We start from the raw sequence: 17,377 nt of genomic DNA on the forward strand, positions 1-17,377 counted from the left end.
ATTGGGTGAGAAGCACGCGTTGCAGACCAGGATGAGCCCCCACACATCCACAGGTGCTGCCTTCAGTCCTTACCCCGTTCCCGGGCCTGGGCGGCGGAGATCCAGCCCCCCGCCCGTCGGCGCTGAAGCGCAGCAGGGACCGCAGCAGTGTTGTTCCATTGTCCTTTTCCTCTGCGCGGGATCGCAAGGATGGGGCCGGGAGCCTGGAGCCAAAGACCCCATGCGCCAGCGAAAACCCGGGTATTTGTCTCGCTTGCCGCCACCAGGTGCAGCACCCGGGACGGGGCGCGTGCAGGTTCTGGCGTGTGGCTGAACCTGCCCGTCAAGAATCTTGCTTTTAGTGCTGCAGTGACCGGGCTGCCAGGCGCACGGCGGCCAGGAATTTGCCTGCGGCTGGCGTGGGCAGGGCCCCCTTTCGGGTGATGGCGCTGATGGTGAGTTCCGGCAGGCGCGTCTGCACGGGGATGGCGCGGATGCCATGGCGCGCCAGTTCGCGGTCCAGCGCCGGGCGGGCGAACACGCTGATCAGGTCGCCCCGCCCCACCAGCGCACGCGTGATCTCCATCGAGCGGCTGACCACGATGCGCTCTGGCGCGGGCACGCCGCTGCCGGCGAACAGGTCTTCGACCATGGCGCGGTCCCAGCCCACCCACTCCTCGTTCTGCAGCGCGGCCAGGCTGCGCACCCGTGCGCGCAGGTGGCCTACGCGCGCGCAGATGGCCAGCGGCGTGGTGAGCAGCTCCTCGCAATCGAGTTCGGGGCCGATGCGCTCCACACGGTGCTGCACCAGTGCCAGGTCCAGCAAGCCCTCGCGCAGCGCGGGCAGCACCAGGGGTGCCAGGCCTTCGCTGAACTCCAGCGCCGTGGCGGGTAGTTCGGCGCGGAACAGCGCCAGTGCCTGCGGCAGCAGCGCCATCGCGGGAACGGACGACACCGCCACGCGCACGCAACCGAGCTGGCCGTCGCGCATCTGGCGCAGCTCATCGCGTGCGCGCTCGGCCTCCTGCTCCAGCAGGCGCGCACGTTTTTCAAAGGCCAGGCCGTATTCGGTGGGCGTGACGCCTTGGGCGCCGCGCACGAAGAGTGGCACCTGAAGGCTCTCCTCCAGCTCGCGGATCGCACGCGAGATCGCAGGCTGCGTGATGAACAGCGCATTCGCCGCCTGGCGGATGCTGCGCAGTTGCATCACGGTGAGAAAGGCTTTGAGCTGGTGCGGTTTCATGGGGAATGCGGTGATGCATTTTAGTTTTCACGACAACGAAATTGTGACTGTTCGCGGCATGGGCTCGACGCTAGAGTGGCTGGCGTTCTTGTCCATCCCGAAGGGTTCCCCCATGAAATACCGGCTCCTGCCGCTCGCCGCATTGCTGGCCAGCCTGGCCCTGTCCGCCAACGCCCAGACGGCGGCATCCCCCCTGGCCCAGCGCGTGCTGGCCCTGTCCGACGCGGCCGAGCCCCAGGTGATCGCCTGGCGCCGCCACATCCACCAGCACCCCGAGCTGTCCTACGAAGAGGTGCAGACAGCTGCCTACGTTGCGGCCGCACTGGCGAAGATGCCCGGCATCGAAATCCAGACTGGGATCGCCAAGACCGGCATCAAGGCCGTGCTGCGCGGCGGCAAGCCCGGCCCTGTGGTGGCCCTGCGCGCCGACATGGATGCCCTGCCCGTGCAGGAGCGCAACGACCTGCCCTTCAAGTCCACCGCGCGCGCGCAGTGGCGCGGCAACGAGACCCCCGTATCCCATGCCTGCGGGCACGACACCCACGTCGCCATGCTGCTGGGCGCGGCGCAGGCGCTCTCCAGCGTGCGCAGCGAGCTTGCAGGCACCGTGGTCTTCCTGTTTCAGCCGGCCGAGGAACTGGGCCCCGGCCCCGTGCCCAGCGGCGCCAAGGCCATGATGGAGGCCAAGGTGCTCGACAACCCCAAGGTCGATGTCGTCATGGGCCAGCACATCAGTGCCCGCGCACCGGGCAACACCCTGGCCTACCGCGCTGGCAGCTTCATGGCCAGCGGCGATGTCTTCAACATCAAGCTCCAGGGCAAGGGCGGCCACGGCTCTTCGCCCTGGACGGCCAAGGATCCCACGCTGACCGCGGCCGAGATCGTGCTCGCGCTGCAGGGCATCATCAGCCAGCAGATCGACCCGCTGGACGGCCCCACGGTGGTCACCGTGGGCCTGCTGCAAAGCGGCAACCGCGTCAACATCCTGCCCGACACGGCCGAGATCGGCGGCACTGTGCGCTCGTTGTCGGCGCGCAACCAGAAGGTCGCGCACGAGAGCATCCGCCTCAAAGCCCAGAAGATCGCCGAGAGCGCGGGCCTCACGGCCGAGGTCACCATCGACACCGGCTACGAGGTGGTGGTCAGCGACCCGAAGATCACTGCAGCCCTGGCCCCCGCGTTCGCCGCAGCGGCTGGTGGTGCCGACAAGGCCAGGGAGGTATTGCCCTCCATGGGCTCGGAGGACTTCGGGTCGTTCGGCGGCAGCGGTGTGCCCGTGGTGTTCTGGAACCTGTATGCCTCGCCCTTTGGCGACAAGTCCGGTGCGCCCAACCACTCGTCCGAGTTCGTGATCGACGAAAAAGCCCTGCGCATCGGCGTGCGGGCCCTCACCAGCGCCACGCTGGCGTACATGGCGCAGAACCCGGCAGCCAAACGCTGACCACTGCGGCGCCCTTCGCAATCAGCCCATGCCGGGTCCGGCATGGGCTGTTTTTCATTGGGAATGAAAATTTCCTAAGTACAAACCCTGAATTTGCGAAACCCGTGTCGATTTCGCACCCGGTCGCCCGTCGTGGAGGATGAGCGCAGAGAAATTCTTCCTTCCCTTCCCGTCTCTGCGCAGCGTGTTCCACCCCCACAGGAGATCTGCCATGCGATTCATCATTCTGGTGAAAGCCAGCCCCGAGAGCGAAGCCGGTGTCATGCCCGGCGAGGACCTGCTTGCCGCCATGGGCGCCTACCACGAAGAACTGGCCCGCGCGGGCGTGCTGCTGGACGGCGTGGGCCTGAAGGCCAGCGCCCAGGGCTGGCGGGTGCGCTACGGCAAGGGGGGCGAGCGCACGGTCGTCGATGGCCCTTTCACCGAAACGAAGGAGTTGCTGGCGGGCTACACGCTGATCCAGGTACGCTCCCGCGAAGAGGCCATGGAATGGGCGCGCCGCTTCCCCAACCCGCGCGGCGAGGACCTGGAGACCGAGATTGAAGTGCGCCCGGTTTTTGAACTGGACGACTTCGCACCCGGCGAGGCCGTGCAGCGCTTTCGCGACCTCGACGCCGCACGGGTCTGAGCCCTGGCGCCTTGTGACACAGGAGACCCCACCATGATCAAGACCATTGCTCTCGTGCTGCTCGCCGCCCTGGCCCTGCTGCTGGCCTATGCCGCCACGCGCCCCGACACCTTCCGCGTGGAACGCAGCCGGGTGATTTCCGCATCGCCTGAGCGGGTGTACGGGCTCATCCACGACCTGCGCCAGTTCAACACCTGGAACCCCTACGAACGCAAGGACCCCGCCATCCAGGGCGAATACAGCGCCACCACCACCGGCCCCGGCGCACGCTACGCCTGGCAGGGTGACAAGGTGGGCACCGGCAGCATGGAAATCGTGGACGCCACCGCCCCGGCGCGCGTGGCGATGAAGCTCGATTTTGTAGCTCCGTTCGAAGCCCACAACCAGGTTGAGTTCACGCTGTTGCCCGAGGGCCCCGGCGCCACCCGCGTGACCTGGGCCATGCAGGGCCCGGTGCCCTACCTCGCCAAGATCGCCCACCTGTTCTTCAACATGGACCGCATGGTGGGGCAGGACTTCGAGGACGGCCTGGCCAACCTGCAGGCCGTGGCGCAAAAGCCTGCGACCTGAGCCCCCTTCTTTGCAAACCCCGCGTTTCCCTATACCTTCCCCTTTCTTCAGGAGCACTTCATGCACCAACAGATCTTCGTGAACCTGCCCATCGAGAACATGGCCCGCTCGCAGGCGTTCTTCCGCGCGCTGGGCTACGAGTTCAACCCCCAGTTCACCAACGACCAGGGCGCCTGCCTGGTGGTGGGCGAGAACCTCTTCGTGATGCTGCTGGTCAAGAGCTTCTACCAAACCTTCACCGACAAGGCGATTGCCAACGCGCGCACGACCTCCGAAGTGCTGGTGTGTTTCTCGTGCCAAAGCCGTGCAGAGGTTGATGCCCTGGTGGACAAAGCCGTGGCCGCAGGCGCCACTACGCCGCGCCCGGCGCAGGACCTGGGCTTCATGTACTCGCGCAGCTTTGACGACCTGGACGGCCACACCTGGGAGTTTGTGCACATGGTGGACGCGAGCCAGGCCCTGGGCTGACGGCCAGTGAGCGCACCCGCCCAGCCCGACCGTGACGCCCTGCACCGCAGCATCGACTCGGTGTGGCGCATCGAGGCCGCACGCATCATTGCCAGCGTGGCGCGCATGACGCGCGATGTGGGTCGGGCCGAGGAGCTGGCGCAGGACGCGCTGGTCGCTGCGCTGGAGCATTGGCCCAAAGACGGCCTGCCCGCCAACCCGGCCGCCTGGCTCATGACGACCGCCAAGCGCCGCGCCATCGACCACCTGCGCCAGCAGGCCCTGCACCAGCGCGAGCACGAGGCACTGGGCCACGACCTCGAAGCGCTGCAGGCGCAGTACGCGCCCGACGTGGTGGACACCCTCATGCACGCCGAGCAGGACGACATTGGCGACGACCTGCTGCGCCTCATCTTCACCGCCTGCCACCCCGTGCTGCCCACCGAGGCGCGCGTGGCCCTCACGCTGCGGCTGCTGGGCGGCCTCACCACGGCCGAAATCGCGCGCGCTTTCCTGGTGCCTGAGCCCACCGTGGCCCAGCGCATCGTGCGCGCCAAGCGCAGCCTCACGGCCGCCCATGTGCCGTTTGAGGTGCCCGGCGCGGCCGAGCGTGCGCCGCGCCTGGCCTCGGTGCTCGAGGTGATCTACCTCATCTTCAACGAAGGCTATGCCGCCACGGCGGGCGACGACTGGATGCGCCCAGCACTGTGCGGCGAGGCCCAGCGCCTGGTGCGGGTGCTGGCCAGCCTGGTGCCCGACGAGCCCGAAGTGCAAGGCCTGGTGGCCCTGCTCGAAATCCAGGCCTCGCGCCTGCCCGCGCGCACCGATGCACAAGGCCAGCCCGTGCTGCTCATGGACCAGGACCGCGCGCGATGGGACCACCTGCTGGTGCGCCGGGGCCTGGCGGCGCTGGACAAGGCCGAGCAGCTGGCGCGCACCGGCAAGCCCTGGGGACCATACGCACTGCAGGGCGCCATCGCCGCCTGCCACGCACGCGCCCGGCAGGCGCAAGACACCGAATGGCCCCACATCGTGGCGTTGTACGACGCCCTGCTGCAGGTTGCGTCTTCGCCCGTGGTGGCGCTGAACCGCGCCGTGGCCGTGGGCATGGCCGAGGGGCCCGCCGCCGCGCTGGCGCTGGTCGATGCGCTGGCTGGCGACTCCCTGCTGCGCCACTACCACTGGCTGCCCAGCGTGCGCGGCGACCTGCTGGCCAAGCTGGGCCGGGGGGATGAAGCGCGTGCCGAGTTCGAGCGCGCAGCCAGCCTCACCCGCAACGCGCAGGAAAAGGCGCTGCTGCTGGCCCGTGCCTGCGGCTGAAGGCCGGTGTTGTGCCCACCCTCCCCACGTTTCAAGGACATCTCTCCATGCTGCACGCTGCCCCTGAATACCCACTGGAAGGCGGCTGCACCTGCCGCCAGGTGCGCTACCGCCTGCTCACGCCTCCGCTGTTTGTGCACTGCTGCCACTGCCGCTGGTGCCAGCGCGAAAGCGGCGCTGCCTTTGCGCTGAACGCGATGATCGAGGCCGACCGCGTGGAACTGCTCGCAGGTGCCCCCGCGATGGTGCACACCCCGTCAGAAAGCGGTATGGGCCAAAAGATTGCGCGGTGCCCGCACTGCCAGGTGGCGGTCTGGAGCCACTACGCAGGCGCGGGGCCCCTCATGGCCTTTGTGCGCGTGGGCACGCTGGATGTGCCGGACCACCTGCCGCCCGACATCCACATCTTCACGGCCTCCAAACAGCCCTGGGTGGTGCTGCCGCCGGGGACACCCGCCGTGGCGGAATACTACGAACGCGATGGGTTGTGGCCCGCGCAAAGCATCGCCCGTCGCCAGGCGCTGCTGCCGCGCATCCAGGCCTACCGGGCGGCTGCAGGGCTCGATCCGGCCTGATGGCGTGTGCCGGGCGGGGTGCTCAGCGCCTGCGGCGCTTTTTGAGCGCCTGCCCCTGTGGCGTGGCGGCCTTGGGCGCCAGCCCCAGGGCGGCGCGGGCCAGCGTATCGGCCGCGCCATTGCGGTGGCGGGGAATCCACTGCACCTCGGCTTGTGCGAACTGCCGCAGTGCCTCGCGTGCTTCGTCAAACAGCGTTGCCAGCCGCTCAATCGGTGCCTTGGGGTGGCCGCCCAACTGCTCCACCAGCACGCTGTTGTCGCTGAACACGTGTACCGGGGTTGAGTTTGCGATGCCTTGCAGCGCCAGCCACTGCAGCGCCCACATCAGCGCGCGCAACTCGGCCTCGTTGTTGCAGCCGGTGAAGGTGGTGGCTTCGGAGATCTGGTGCTGCACGGTGCCGTCGGGGCCCGTCAGCACCGCACCCAGGCCCATGCGACCGGGGTTGGGCCAGGCGCTGCCATCGCAGTGAATCACCCAGGCGCCGGGGGCGAGCGGTGTGGCCGCTCGTGCAGCGGTCACTTGTAGAACGCTTCGACCGTGCCCTTGATCTTGATGAGCAGCGGCTGGCCCTTGCGGTCCAGCGTCTTGCCGGCGGGCACCTTCACCCAGCCTTCGCTGATGCAGTATTCCTCCACATCAAAACGCTCCTTGCCATTGAGGCGGATGCCGATGTCGTGCTCGAACACGGCGGCCACGTGGTGCGGGCTGCGGGGGTTGACCGACAGGTGGTCGGGCAGGGGGGGCTGGGCGGGGGTGTTGGGGGTGGTGGCTTCGGTCATAGAGGTCTCAGCGAGAAAGGAGAAAACGCAAAGCGCGGATTCTCCGGCATTTGCGCTGCGGGTCGTCCCGGCGTTCGATCACCGCCCCAGCGGCGCCACGCCGATCAGCCACGCATGGCCCCAGAACGCAAAGCCCACCCAGGCCACTGCGCCCACCACCACAGCCGCTGCCGTGCCTGTAGCGCTGCCCGCCGCGTACACGGTGCCCTGCGCCCGGTCGCGCTGGCGCGCGGCGCGAAAGCTCAGCACGGCCCACAGCAAAAAGCTGCCAAACAGCAGCACGTCGGCCAGGTTGCCGTTGGACAGCAAATGCGCCAGCGCCCACACCTTCACGCCCAGCACCATCGGGTGGTGCAGCCGGGCCTTGATGGCATTGCGCGGCACATAGGTGGCGGCCAGCAGCACAAAGGCGATCAGCGTGAGCAGCGCCGCCGCGTGCCGCATGCCGATGGGCGGCACCCACAGCACCACGGGCTGCTGCCGCGCCAGGCCATAGCCCCAGACGATGAGCGCCAGGCCCACGGCCGACACCAGCGAATACAGCCCTTTCCACGGCATCTCGCCCATGCGCGCCAGCGTCTGCGTGCGCCAGCCGTCGGCCACGATGCGCACCGAGTGCACACCCAGAAACAGCACCAGTCCCAAAACCAGAATTCCCATGGCAAGACCTTTCATCGGGGGTTGTTGTGGGCGCAGCCACCCGGCACCGGGCTGCGGCAGTCCCAGTATGCAAGAAATTTGAATAAAAAAGGCCTTCTGCGCGCGTCCATCATGCCCTGATAGCTATCAAATTAGTAGTATCAAAGCGTGGATGGATGCGCTCCGTGCGGGCCGTGGCTACACCGCCGCGTGCCGCGCCAGCAGCGCCCCCACGGCCGGTTTGGCACAGCGCTGCAGCGTTTGCAGCAGCGCATGGCTGGGCTCGGCCACGCGCCAGCGCGTGCGCAGGTCGTGCTGCATGCGGGCCAGCAGCGCGGCGGCCATCTCGGCATCGGCCAGCGCCCGGTGGGCTTGGCCTGTGCGCGGCAGGCCGTGGTAGTCCACCAGCGTGCCCAGCTTGTGGCTGGGCGCCTCGGGGTACAGGCGCCGCGACAGCAGCACCGTGCACGCATACGGCTGCGGTGCGGGCAGCCCCGCCAGCGCCAGCTCGGCCTGCCAGAACTTGCTGTCGAACGCCGCGTTGTGCGCCACCATGGGCGCATCGCCCACAAAACGCGCGGCGTCCTGCATCACCCCGGCCGCGTCGGGCGCGGCGTTGACCATCGCGTTGGTGATGCCGGTGAGCTGGGTGATGAACGACGGAATCCACACCCCGGTTTTCATCAGGCTCTGGAACCGGTCCACCACCTGGCCGCCCTCCAGCAGCACGATGGCCACCTCGGTCGCACGTGCGCCCTGGCCGGGCGAGACGCCGGTGGTTTCAAAGTCGATGACGGCGATGGGGGACATGGGCCTGCGTGCGAAAAAGAAGGATTGTGCCGCCGCACCTGACCTGCAATCTTGTGGGCCTGCGTGCCCGCAGGCCCACCAAAGTGCGTGGCCTACACTGCCCCACCCTGTTTCTGGATGCATGGAGCCGAGCACACCATGAAGAAAAACGCCACCCCACCCGCCTGGCTCCACGCCGCGCTGGACTACCTGCCGCAATGGCTGGACCTGCAACTGGAGCGCTACCGCCAGCCCGGGTGCTCCGTGGCCATTGCACGCGGCGGCGAAACGGTGGCGGAGCTGGCGCTGGGCGTGGCCGACATGCGCACCCACCAAGCCCTCACGCCCCGGCACCGCCTGCGCATTGCCTCGCACTCCAAGACCTTCACCGCAGCGGGCGTCATGCTGCTGCGCGAGCAGGGCAAGGTCGGGCTGGACGACCCCATTGGCCGCTATGTCGAGGGCCTGCACAAGGACCTGGCCGGGGCGCGCGTTGGCGAGCTGCTGTCGCACAGTGCGGGCGTGACGCGCGACGGCCCCGATGCAGGCCAGTTTCTGGACCGGCGGCCGTATCTCTCCCGCGCTGAGCTGCTGGCGGATCTGCGCGCCAAGCCTCCGCTGGAGTCAGGGGTGCAGCTCAAGTATTCCAACCACGGCTACGGGCTGCTGGGGCTGATGATGGAGCAGGTCACCGGCACGGAGTACACCAGCTGGATGGTCCGCCACGTGATCGATGCTGCGGGCCTGCAGGAAACCGTGCCCGACATGCCGCGCCTGGCGCGGAGCGCCCCGATGGCTGTGGGCCACAGCAGCGAGTTTCCGTTCGGCCAGCGCCTGATCGTGCCGGGCGACAACCCATGCGACGCCATGGCCCCGGCGGCCGGGTTTGTGTCCACCGCGTCGGATGTGGCCCGCTTCTTTTCGCAGCTGGCGCCGGACAGCCCGCGCAGCATCCTCTCGCCCGCCAGCCGCCGCGAGATGGCCCAGCGCCGCTGGCGCGACCCCTGCAACCTGTTCGAGTCCCACTACGGGCTGGGAACCATGCTCAGCGCGCCGGGCCCGCGCGAATGGATGGGCCACACCGGCAGCCTGCAGGGGTTCTTGTCGCGCACAGCGCGCTACCCCGCGCTCGATTTGACGGTGACCGTGCTCACCAACGCGCAGGATGGTCTGTCCACCGAGTGGGTGGAAGGCATTGCCAGCATCCTGTTTGCGTTCCAGCAGCATGGTGCGCCGGGCAGGAAGGAAGCCGCCTGGGCGGGGCGCTGGTGGAGCCTGTGGGGCGCGAGCGACCTGGTGCCCATGGGCAAGGTGGTGTGCCAGGTGGTGCCCGCCATGTTCGTGCCCTTCAACGCCGCCACCACCGAGCTGGCCGTCACCGGTCGTGACACCGGCGTGGTTCAGAAAGCCTCGGCCTACGCCAGCCCGGGCCAGCCAGTGCGGCGCGTGCGCGACGCCAGCGGCGCCGCCACCGAGCTGTGGGTGGGCGGCACCCAGCTGTTGCCCAAGGACGCGATGCTGGCCGAGGCCACCCGCCGCTATCGCAAGGCGCGCCCGCGTCGCAATACTTCACCAAAGTGATGGGTGCCCCCTTGCGCATGCGCAGGGGCGAATGCGCAATGGGCACGCAGTGCCAATGAACACAACAGCATGAAAATTTCACAGATCGCCCTGCGCCTGGGGCACAGCCTGCTGCGCATCACCGGCGTCCTCGCCGCCGTGCTGGGCCTGCTGCTGGCCGCCATCCTGGCGGTTACCACCATGCCCGGCAGCTCGCACCGTGGCGCGCTTCCGTCGGCCACCGCCGAGCAGCAGGCGCTGGCACAGCAGTTGCGCCAGCATGTGGCGGTGATTGCCGCGCAGGAGCACAACGCCCAGCACCCTGCCGCCCTGGAGGCCGTGGCGACCTATCTGGAGTCAGAGCTGGCTGCGTACGGCTACCCAGTCCGGCGCGAGGAGTTCAAGGCGCGCGGTGCGGTGGTGCGCAACCTGGAGGTCACGGTGCCCAGCCAGAGCGCGCCGGGGCAGCGCCTGGTGGTGGTCGGTGCCCATTACGACTCGGCGCACGAAACACCCGGCGCCAACGACAACGCCACGGGCACCGCCGCCGTGCTGGCGCTGGCCAAAAGCCTCAAGCACCTGGGCGCCACCGCGCAGGCAGATGTGATGTTTGTGCTTTACACCCACGAAGAGCCGCCCTTCTTCAAGACCCCGCAGATGGGCAGCCAGGTGCACGCCCAGGCCTTGCGGGCCCGTGGGGCGCCGGTGGTGGCGATGCTGTCGCTGGAGACCATGGGGTACTACTCGGGCGCACCAGGGTCCCAAAAGTACCCCTGGCCCTTGAACCAGTTCTACCCCTCGCAGGGTGATTTCATTTCCTTCGTCGCGACCACGCCGGACCTGGGACTGGCGCGCCAGGTGGTCCGGTCGTTCCGTTCGCATGCGGCGTTTCCGTCCGAAGGCATTGCGGCGCCGCGTTTCATCCCCGGCGTGGACTATTCAGACCACGCAGCCTACATCGACGCGGGCTACCCCGCGCTGATGGTGACCGACACCGCCCCCTACCGCTACCCGCACTACCACACGCGCGAGGACACGCCCGACAAGGTGGACTACGACCGACTGGCCCGCGTGGTGCAGGGCCTGGAAGGGGTGGTGCGCGATCTTGCGCAGTCGCCACGCTGAACGGGCTCGGTCGCTCGGTCAGGCTTTCTTCAAAAACTCCGACTTGAGCAGCATGCTGCCCAGGTCGGTCTTGCAGTCCACGTTATGGCCATCGGCGCCATCAACCAGGCGGATGCTCTTGATCTTGGTGCCCTTCTTGAGCGTGGACGACGAGCCCTTGACCTTGAGGTCCTTCACCAGGATCACCGCATCGCCATCGGCCAGGGGGTTGCCATTCGCGTCGCGCACCACGCCGTCGCCTGCATCGGTGTCGGCGTCCGCAGCATCGGCCACTTGCGGCCACTCAAACGTGCAGTCGGGGCACACGTAGTTGCTGCCATCGGGGTAGGTGTTCTCCAGGCCACATTGGGGGCAGGCGGGCACGGTGTGGGGCATGGTTTTCTTTCTGATTGTGGTGGTGACAAGGGCTGGCGACTGTACAGGGGCTACAGAGGTGCGCGTTGCTCCAGCGCAAACGGCGGCAAGCCCTTGAGCAGGCGCTGCCCGTAGCTGGTGCGCACCAGGCGCTTGTCGTAGCAGTACACATGGGCCTGGTCTTCTTCGGTGCGGATCGCGCGGCCCACCCATTGCGCGAGGCGGATGGCCGTGGCGGGCACCACCAGTTCGCTGAAGGGATCGCGGCCCACGGCGCGCAGCCATTCGGCGCGGGCCTCGCCCACGGGGTCGTCGGGCGGGGCAAAGGGCAGCTTGGTGATGAAGACCGATTCGCACAATCGCCCTGGCAAATCCAGCCCCTCACCAAACGACTGCATGCCGAAGATGACCGAGGGCTCGCCGTTGTCCACCCGCTCGCGGTGGCGGCGCAGCAGCTGCGTGCGCGGCAGTGCGTTCTGCACCAGCACCACGCTGCGCATGGCGGTGGGCAGTGCGTCCACGGCCTGGCGCATCTGCTCGCGCGAGGTGAACAGCACCAGCGCGCCGTACTCTACGCGGGCAATGTCGTGCAGCAGCGCATCGACCATCTCGGTGGTGAACTGCGCGGCGTTCTTGGGGTCGGCGCGCGTCTCGGCCGCAATCAGCGTGCCCTGCGCGGCGTAGTTGAAGGGGCTGGGCACTTCGAGCGTGGTGGTGGCCTCATCGCCATGCAGGCCCGCCTCGCGCAGGAAGAAATCAAAGTGCCCGCAGCTGGTGAGCGTGGCCGATGTCAGCACCGCGCCGCGCACCGCGCTCCACAGGTGGTTGCGCAGCGTGGTGCCGGGCAGGATGGGGCTGGCGTGGGCCTTGACCACGATGAAGTCGCCATCCACCTCCAGCGTGAACCACTTGGCGGCGGGCACGGCGCCCTCGGGCGCGTCCTGCAGCAGCAGTTGTGCCGTGGCGTGCAGCTCTTCCAGGCGCGGGGCCAGCATGCCGATTTGTGCGTACAGCGTGGACAGGCGCTTGGCCTCGTCCGGCTTGTCGCGCATCTCGGCGCGCAGGGCCTTGCTGATGGCGCGCAGGGCGTCGAGGAAGCCCTCGGCGCTGGCGGCCAGCAGGCCCAGCGGCGCAATCAACTGCTCGGGCAATTCGCCCCGGGGCACGCGCACGCGCGCCGGGCCCCAGGCGCTGGGCTGGCTCTTGAGCTGGGCGCCGTACACATCCATCACGATGCGCGCCAGGTCCTGCAGCGTTTGCCGCAGCTGGGCCGAGTGCTTGGGGATGTCGGCGATCTCTTCCACCTCCAGCAGCGCGCCAATGCGCAGGCCCCGGCTGGCAAGGCGCTCAATCCAGGTGATGCGTGACAGGTCCATGCTGCACGCGAATTGATCCAAAGCGGTCGATGGCAGGTGGTGGGCTTCGTCCAGCACCAACAGGCAGTTGTCCAGCTCGGGCAGCACGCGCGCGCCCAGCGACGACAGCAGCAGATCGTGGTTGGCCACGATCACCTGCGCACCCACCAGCTCCTTGCGCTTGTCGTAGTAGGTGCACTGGCTGAAGGCCGGGCAGTGCTTGCCGGTGCACGAGGCACCCTCGGCCGCCACGGGGCTCCACACCTCGGGCTCGGGCGGTGTATCGAGGCTGTCGCGGTCACCATCCCACGCGCCCTTCGACAGCGTCTGCGCCATCGTGGAATAGAACTGGATGCGCGCCTCGGTCTCGTGCCGGGGGCGCTTGGCGCGGGCGGCGGCTTCTTCTTCGGCAAACAGGTCGTCGTCCGCCTCTTCTTCCGCCTCGCCCGTGCCCGCCAGGCGGTCGAGCTTGAGCTTGCACACATAGCGCCCGCGCCCCTTGGCCAGCGCAAACTTGAAAGGCTGCGGCATCAGCGCGGCCAGCGCGGGCAGGTCCTTGTTGACCAGCTGCTCCTGCAGCGCCACCGTGGCCGTGGAGATCAACACCCGCGTGCCACGCGACAGCGCCAGCGCAATGGCGGGCGCGCAGTACGCCAGCGACTTGCCCACGCCCGTGCCCGCCTGGATGACGGCAATGGAGCGCGTGGGCGCGTCTTCACCGCTTTCTTCATCCACCTTGCCCAGCGTGGCGCTGCTGAACGTGCGCGCCACCTGCTCGGCCATCAGCCGCTGGCCAGCACGGCTGCGGAAACCTTCGGTGGCCTGCACCACCGCATCGAAAGATTCAAGGGCCTGCGCGGCCCACACCTGTTGAGACATACAGTAGTGTCGCATGCTCCAGACGGCCTGGCCGCCGCAACCCCTTGGCCCCACAATCCGCGCACGACGACACCTAAAAAGGGGATGCGATGCGAGGGAGAACGGCGCAGGTTGCAGGCCTTGGTCTGCACGGGGCAAGGGCGTGGCATCCAGCCCTTGCGCAATGGCTGGGCTGGGCGGTGCTGGTGATCTGGCTGGCGGCCAGCGGGGGGGCCGGGGCACAAACCAAAACGCCGCCAGCGGTGGCGCGGGCAGACAAGGCCCAGGAGCGCCAGCGCTTGTTCGCGCAGCAGGTGGACCCCACCGATTCGGCACGGTTTGCCTGGGGGCGCGCGGCCGAGGCCGTGGGCCAGGAGGCGGATGCGATTTATCTGCGGCTGGCCTTGGCAGACGATTGGCTGCGGGCGCTGGAAGGTGCGCCAACACCGGCCGGGAGCAGCATCGAAGCCGCCATTGCCCATGGCCGGGAGCTGGACCCTTACTTTCTGGAGCGCCGCGCCCGGGCCGTGTGGACCGCCATCCTGCAGGCGAAGCAGTTGCGGGCCGAATGGGACCGCGATGGCCCCGAGGTGCCCCGCCCGCCCGAGCTGGATGCGCTGGGGGCCGAGCTGGTGCAGGAGGGGCCGGGCCTGTGGGTGCGGCGGGCGCAGGATGGGCGGCCCCGGGGGCTGTACCTGTGGCTGGGCGTGCGCAACGCGCTGGCCGAACCCCTGCCCCTGCCGGAATTCGCGCTGCAGCTGGGCAGCCCTGGCCTGCAGCCCGCAGCGCCGCTGATGCAATGCGCGCTGCCCCGCTACAGCACGCGCCAGTGGGTGCCGCCGCAAAGCACCCAGCACTACCTCTGCAGTGTGGTTGAGGGCGGCTACGGGCTGCCACCCGCTGGCGTCAGCTGGCGGGCGCAGATGGGGCACTGGTTCAGCCAGGGGGCGGCGCTGCAGACCGTCATTCCCCAGCACGACCAGGCCCTGTCGCGCACCGTCCGCATCCTTGTGCAAGTGGACAACCCGGCGGTGGATGGCTTCCTGCGCGGCCTCCGTGAATCCGCTGAGAACCAGCAGCAACAACAACGTGCCCAGGCGGCGGCCGCAGAGGCTAGCAAGGCCCAGGAAGCTGCTGCCGCACGCCGCGCTGCCGAGCCCCAGCCGCTCTGGCTCAAGCGGCTGATCTTCTGGGTCGGGGTGTTGGGCGCCATGGCGCTCTATGGCGTGATCGCGCACCACGTCAGCGTGGCGGTAGCGTCCTGGGTGCTGTGGTTGGGGCTGGCCATCCCGAGCGCGATCGCCTTGCGTTCCATCTGGACCATGGGCGGGACCGACGGCTGGGGCAAGCTCGCAGCGATCATCATGTCCGGGGCCGCCATCGCAGCGCCTTTTGTGGGCACGCTCGCCGCGTACACGGTCTACAAGCTGGTGGTGAGCCCGGAGGCGCGCCGCAAGGCGATCCTTTTCTTGCTCGGCGTGATCGTGATCATCGTGCTCAATGCGCTGGAGCGGTGGCTGTACTGGTGACAGCAGGCTCCGCACGCCTGCACCGAACGGCGCGTGAACACCACGCGCGCCCAAAGTTGCAAGGGGCGCCCAGGCAGTTTCGGAAAGGGTACGCAGGCCAGACGTTGTTTGCTATCAAATTAATAGCTATTAACGCTTATCCATCAGGCGGTGAGGCCATTTTTTTCCTCAACTTTGCTGACGGAAACGCCAGCGTCGCCTCGAGCCGCGTTTACCCCCGCTCGCGCAGCGCCCGCTCAATGCGGTCCCGCCGCACCGTCGTCTTCGGCACCTTGAATGGGAACCAGCTGCGCACGTCTTCCTCCAGCCCGATGCCGTGCATGTAGTTGTAGATGGCTTTCTTGAGCGCGCCGCCCAGCGCGTCGTGGTCCACGCCCGTGGGGTCGATGAAGGCCACGTCGTTCTTGGCGAAGTCGCCCGGGGGTAGCGGCGCCAGGGTCACGCCGTATTCCTCGGGGTTCTTGCCCACGGGTGAATGCACGGTGCAGGCAAAGCGGTGGAAGAAGCCGCTCTGGATGCAGCCGTTGGCGAACAGCTGGCGCACGTATTCGAGCGCGTCCACGGTGTCCTGCACCGTCTGGGTGGGAAAGCCGTACATCAGGTAGGCATGCACCAGGATGCCTGCGTCGGTGAAGGCCCGGGTCACACGCGCCACCTGGTCCACCGACACGCCTTTTTTCATGAGGTTGAGCAGCCGGTCCGACGCCACCTCCAGCCCGCCCGAGATCGCGATGCAGCCACTGTCGGCCATCAGCTCGGCCAGCTCGGGCGTGAAGGTTTTTTCAAAGCGCACATTGCCCCACCAGCTGATGCCTGCGTTGCGCGCGATGAGTTCGGTGGCCAGAGCCTTGAGCGCTTTGGGCGGTGCGGCCTCGTCCACAAAGTGAAAACCCGTCTGCCCCGTCTCGCGCACGATCTGCTCGATGCGGTCGGCCAGCACGGCGGCACTCGCACCCTCGTAGCGGCTGATGTAGTCCAGGCTCACATCGCAGAAGCTGCACTTCTTCCAGTAGCAGCCGTGTGCCACGGTCAGCTTGTTCCAGCGCCCGTCGCTCCACAGCCGGTGCATGGGGTTGAGCATGTCCAAAAGCGACAGGTAGCGGTCCAGCGGCAGGCCATCCCAGGTGGGCGTGCCCACCTCGGCAAACGCCACATCGGCCTCCATCATGTTGATGTACTGCACTGCGCCATCGTCACCGCGCACGAAGGTGCGCACCAAACGCTGGCGGCCGCGCTCGCCGCGCAGGTGTTCCAGCAGCGCCAGCAATGGGCGCTCGCCCGCGTCCAGCGTCACGTAGTCGAAGTGGTCGAACACACGCGGGTCGGCCAGCTCGCGCAGTTCGGTGTTCACAAAGCCGCCGCCGAGCACGGTGGCGATGTGTGGGTGCCGCGCCTTGATGGCCTGGGCGATGCGGAAGGCTGCGTAGACAGAACCGGGGAACGGCACAGACAGCAGCACCACCGTGGGCTGGTGCTTGGCAATCGCATCGTGCGTGAGCTGCTCCAGCATCTCGTCCACAGGCGTGGGCGGCGCAGCCAGGGCGTTGGCCAGCGGGTCGAACGTGGGCTGGCTGCCCGCCAGTGATTCGGCGTAGCGCACAAACTCAAAGCGCTCGTCCACCGCGTCGCGCAGCACGTCGGCCAGGTCGTTCAGATACAGCGTGGCCAGGTGCTTGGCCTTGTCGTGCAGGCCCAGGGCGCCAAAGGCCCAGCCCAGCGGGTCGCCGCCTTCGTCGTCCACATAGACGTCGAGCGTGGCAAAACGCGGGCCCTCGGGCAGGTAGTTGCGGCCCACGATGCGGTGGGCCAGTGTGCTGTCGCGCCCCTGCAGGAAGGCAATGGCGGGGCCGATGGTGGCGAGGTAACGGTCTTTTTGCGCCGCAAAACTTTGCACGGCAGGGCTCTGCTTTTTGGCGGGCAGCGCATCCACCTTGTCTGCCACGGCACGCAGCCCTTCGGGCGAGAGCAGTTGCAGCACCAGGGCCAGCGCCAGGTCTTCCTGCAACGCCGTCATGCCGCGCGAGCGCAGGAAGCCCGTGAGGTAGGCGGTGGAGGGGTACGGCGTGTTCAGTTGCGTCATCGGGGGGATGACGGAGAGCACGCGCTGGGCAAGTAAAGCGGGTGAAGCAGGCAAGGGGGGGGCGACGGCAGACATGGTGAAAACAGGCAATGGGGCGATGCGGTG

17 protein-coding genes are annotated in these 17,377 nt (G+C 68.1%); 9 read left to right on the forward strand and 8 right to left on the reverse strand.

All coding sequences use genetic code 11. The annotated features are described in order from the left end of the window. Positions 1 to 337 precede the first annotated feature (337 nt). Positions 338 to 1,222 carry a LysR family transcriptional regulator gene (locus tag AvAM_RS12830; protein ID WP_137747420.1) on the reverse strand — a complete coding sequence of 295 codons (885 nt, stop codon included), beginning with the start codon at positions 1,220 to 1,222 and terminating at the stop codon, positions 338 to 340. A 112-nt stretch (positions 1,223 to 1,334) separates the two neighbouring features. Here AvAM_RS12830 and AvAM_RS12835 point away from each other — a divergent pair, with 112 nt between their 5' ends. The 6 genes from AvAM_RS12835 (at position 1,335) to AvAM_RS12860 (ending at position 6,203) form a co-directional block, all read left to right on the forward strand. Then, positions 1,335 to 2,663: a M20 family metallopeptidase gene (locus AvAM_RS12835; protein WP_137747421.1), complete on the forward strand. Its 1,329-nt coding sequence runs from the start codon at positions 1,335 to 1,337 to the stop codon at positions 2,661 to 2,663. Positions 2,664 to 2,874: 211 nt separating this feature from the next. Then, a complete protein-coding gene (locus tag AvAM_RS12840) occupies positions 2,875 to 3,291 on the forward strand; it encodes a YciI family protein (RefSeq protein WP_137747422.1) in 417 nt (138 codons plus the stop codon). A gap of 33 nt (positions 3,292 to 3,324) precedes the next feature. After that, positions 3,325 to 3,861 (forward strand): SRPBCC family protein, encoded by a 537-nt coding sequence (locus AvAM_RS12845; RefSeq protein WP_137747423.1) that lies wholly within the window; start codon positions 3,325 to 3,327, stop codon positions 3,859 to 3,861. A 60-nt stretch (positions 3,862 to 3,921) separates the two neighbouring features. Further along, the gene (locus tag AvAM_RS12850) at positions 3,922 to 4,329 is read left to right on the forward strand and encodes a VOC family protein (RefSeq protein ID WP_137747424.1); all 408 of its coding nucleotides are present in this window, start codon (positions 3,922 to 3,924) and stop codon (positions 4,327 to 4,329) included. A 6-nt stretch (positions 4,330 to 4,335) separates the two neighbouring features. Further along, positions 4,336 to 5,628: an RNA polymerase sigma factor gene (locus AvAM_RS12855; RefSeq protein WP_137747425.1), complete on the forward strand. Its 1,293-nt coding sequence runs from the start codon at positions 4,336 to 4,338 to the stop codon at positions 5,626 to 5,628. Between the two features lie 47 nt (positions 5,629 to 5,675). Further along, the gene (locus AvAM_RS12860) at positions 5,676 to 6,203 is read left to right on the forward strand and encodes a GFA family protein (RefSeq protein ID WP_137747426.1); all 528 of its coding nucleotides are present in this window, start codon (positions 5,676 to 5,678) and stop codon (positions 6,201 to 6,203) included. Between the two features lie 22 nt (positions 6,204 to 6,225). Here the strand turns inward: AvAM_RS12860 and AvAM_RS12865 are convergent, their stop codons facing one another. From AvAM_RS12865 to AvAM_RS12880, 4 genes are all read right to left on the reverse strand, one after another. Next, positions 6,226 to 6,723: a ribonuclease HI family protein gene (locus tag AvAM_RS12865; protein WP_137747427.1), complete on the reverse strand. Its 498-nt coding sequence runs from the start codon at positions 6,721 to 6,723 to the stop codon at positions 6,226 to 6,228. Beyond that, complete coding sequence (locus AvAM_RS12870) at positions 6,720 to 6,983, reverse strand: DUF3297 family protein (protein WP_056643594.1); 264 nt, start codon at positions 6,981 to 6,983, stop codon at positions 6,720 to 6,722. The genes AvAM_RS12865 and AvAM_RS12870 overlap by 4 nt, the downstream gene beginning before the upstream one ends. A gap of 78 nt (positions 6,984 to 7,061) precedes the next feature. Further along, positions 7,062 to 7,643 (reverse strand): NnrU family protein, encoded by a 582-nt coding sequence (locus AvAM_RS12875; RefSeq protein WP_137747428.1) that lies wholly within the window; start codon positions 7,641 to 7,643, stop codon positions 7,062 to 7,064. A gap of 177 nt (positions 7,644 to 7,820) precedes the next feature. Continuing rightward, entirely contained in the window at positions 7,821 to 8,432 is a 612-nt protein-coding gene (locus AvAM_RS12880) for a PolC-type DNA polymerase III (RefSeq protein ID WP_137747429.1), read from the reverse strand. A 138-nt stretch (positions 8,433 to 8,570) separates the two neighbouring features. Here AvAM_RS12880 and AvAM_RS12885 point away from each other — a divergent pair, with 138 nt between their 5' ends. Both AvAM_RS12885 and AvAM_RS12890 read left to right on the forward strand, forming a co-directional pair. After that, positions 8,571 to 9,992: a serine hydrolase gene (locus AvAM_RS12885; protein ID WP_137747430.1), complete on the forward strand. Its 1,422-nt coding sequence runs from the start codon at positions 8,571 to 8,573 to the stop codon at positions 9,990 to 9,992. Positions 9,993 to 10,061: 69 nt separating this feature from the next. Further along, positions 10,062 to 11,096 (forward strand): M28 family peptidase, encoded by a 1,035-nt coding sequence (locus AvAM_RS12890; RefSeq protein ID WP_137747431.1) that lies wholly within the window; start codon positions 10,062 to 10,064, stop codon positions 11,094 to 11,096. Positions 11,097 to 11,114: 18 nt separating this feature from the next. Here AvAM_RS12890 and AvAM_RS12895 read toward each other — a convergent pair whose 3' ends face one another. Both AvAM_RS12895 and dinG read right to left on the reverse strand, forming a co-directional pair. After that, entirely contained in the window at positions 11,115 to 11,471 is a 357-nt protein-coding gene (locus tag AvAM_RS12895) for a zinc ribbon domain-containing protein YjdM (RefSeq protein ID WP_137747432.1), read from the reverse strand. Positions 11,472 to 11,521: 50 nt separating this feature from the next. Further along, positions 11,522 to 13,684, reverse strand: a complete 2,163-nt coding sequence (gene dinG / locus AvAM_RS12900; RefSeq protein ID WP_137747433.1) for an ATP-dependent DNA helicase DinG — start codon at positions 13,682 to 13,684, stop codon at positions 11,522 to 11,524. Between the two features lie 89 nt (positions 13,685 to 13,773). On the opposite strand from dinG, the gene AvAM_RS12905 reads away from it, so the two are divergent. After that, a complete protein-coding gene (locus tag AvAM_RS12905) occupies positions 13,774 to 15,192 on the forward strand; it encodes a hypothetical protein (RefSeq protein WP_249368102.1) in 1,419 nt (472 codons plus the stop codon). A gap of 211 nt (positions 15,193 to 15,403) precedes the next feature. Here AvAM_RS12905 and AvAM_RS12910 read toward each other — a convergent pair whose 3' ends face one another. Continuing rightward, complete coding sequence (locus tag AvAM_RS12910) at positions 15,404 to 17,272, reverse strand: radical SAM protein (protein ID WP_137747466.1); 1,869 nt, start codon at positions 17,270 to 17,272, stop codon at positions 15,404 to 15,406. Between the last annotated feature and the right edge of the window lie 105 nt (positions 17,273 to 17,377).

It is taken from the genome of Acidovorax sp. NB1 (assembly GCF_005405905.1).
GTDB lineage: Bacteria > Pseudomonadota > Gammaproteobacteria > Burkholderiales > Burkholderiaceae_C > Acidovorax.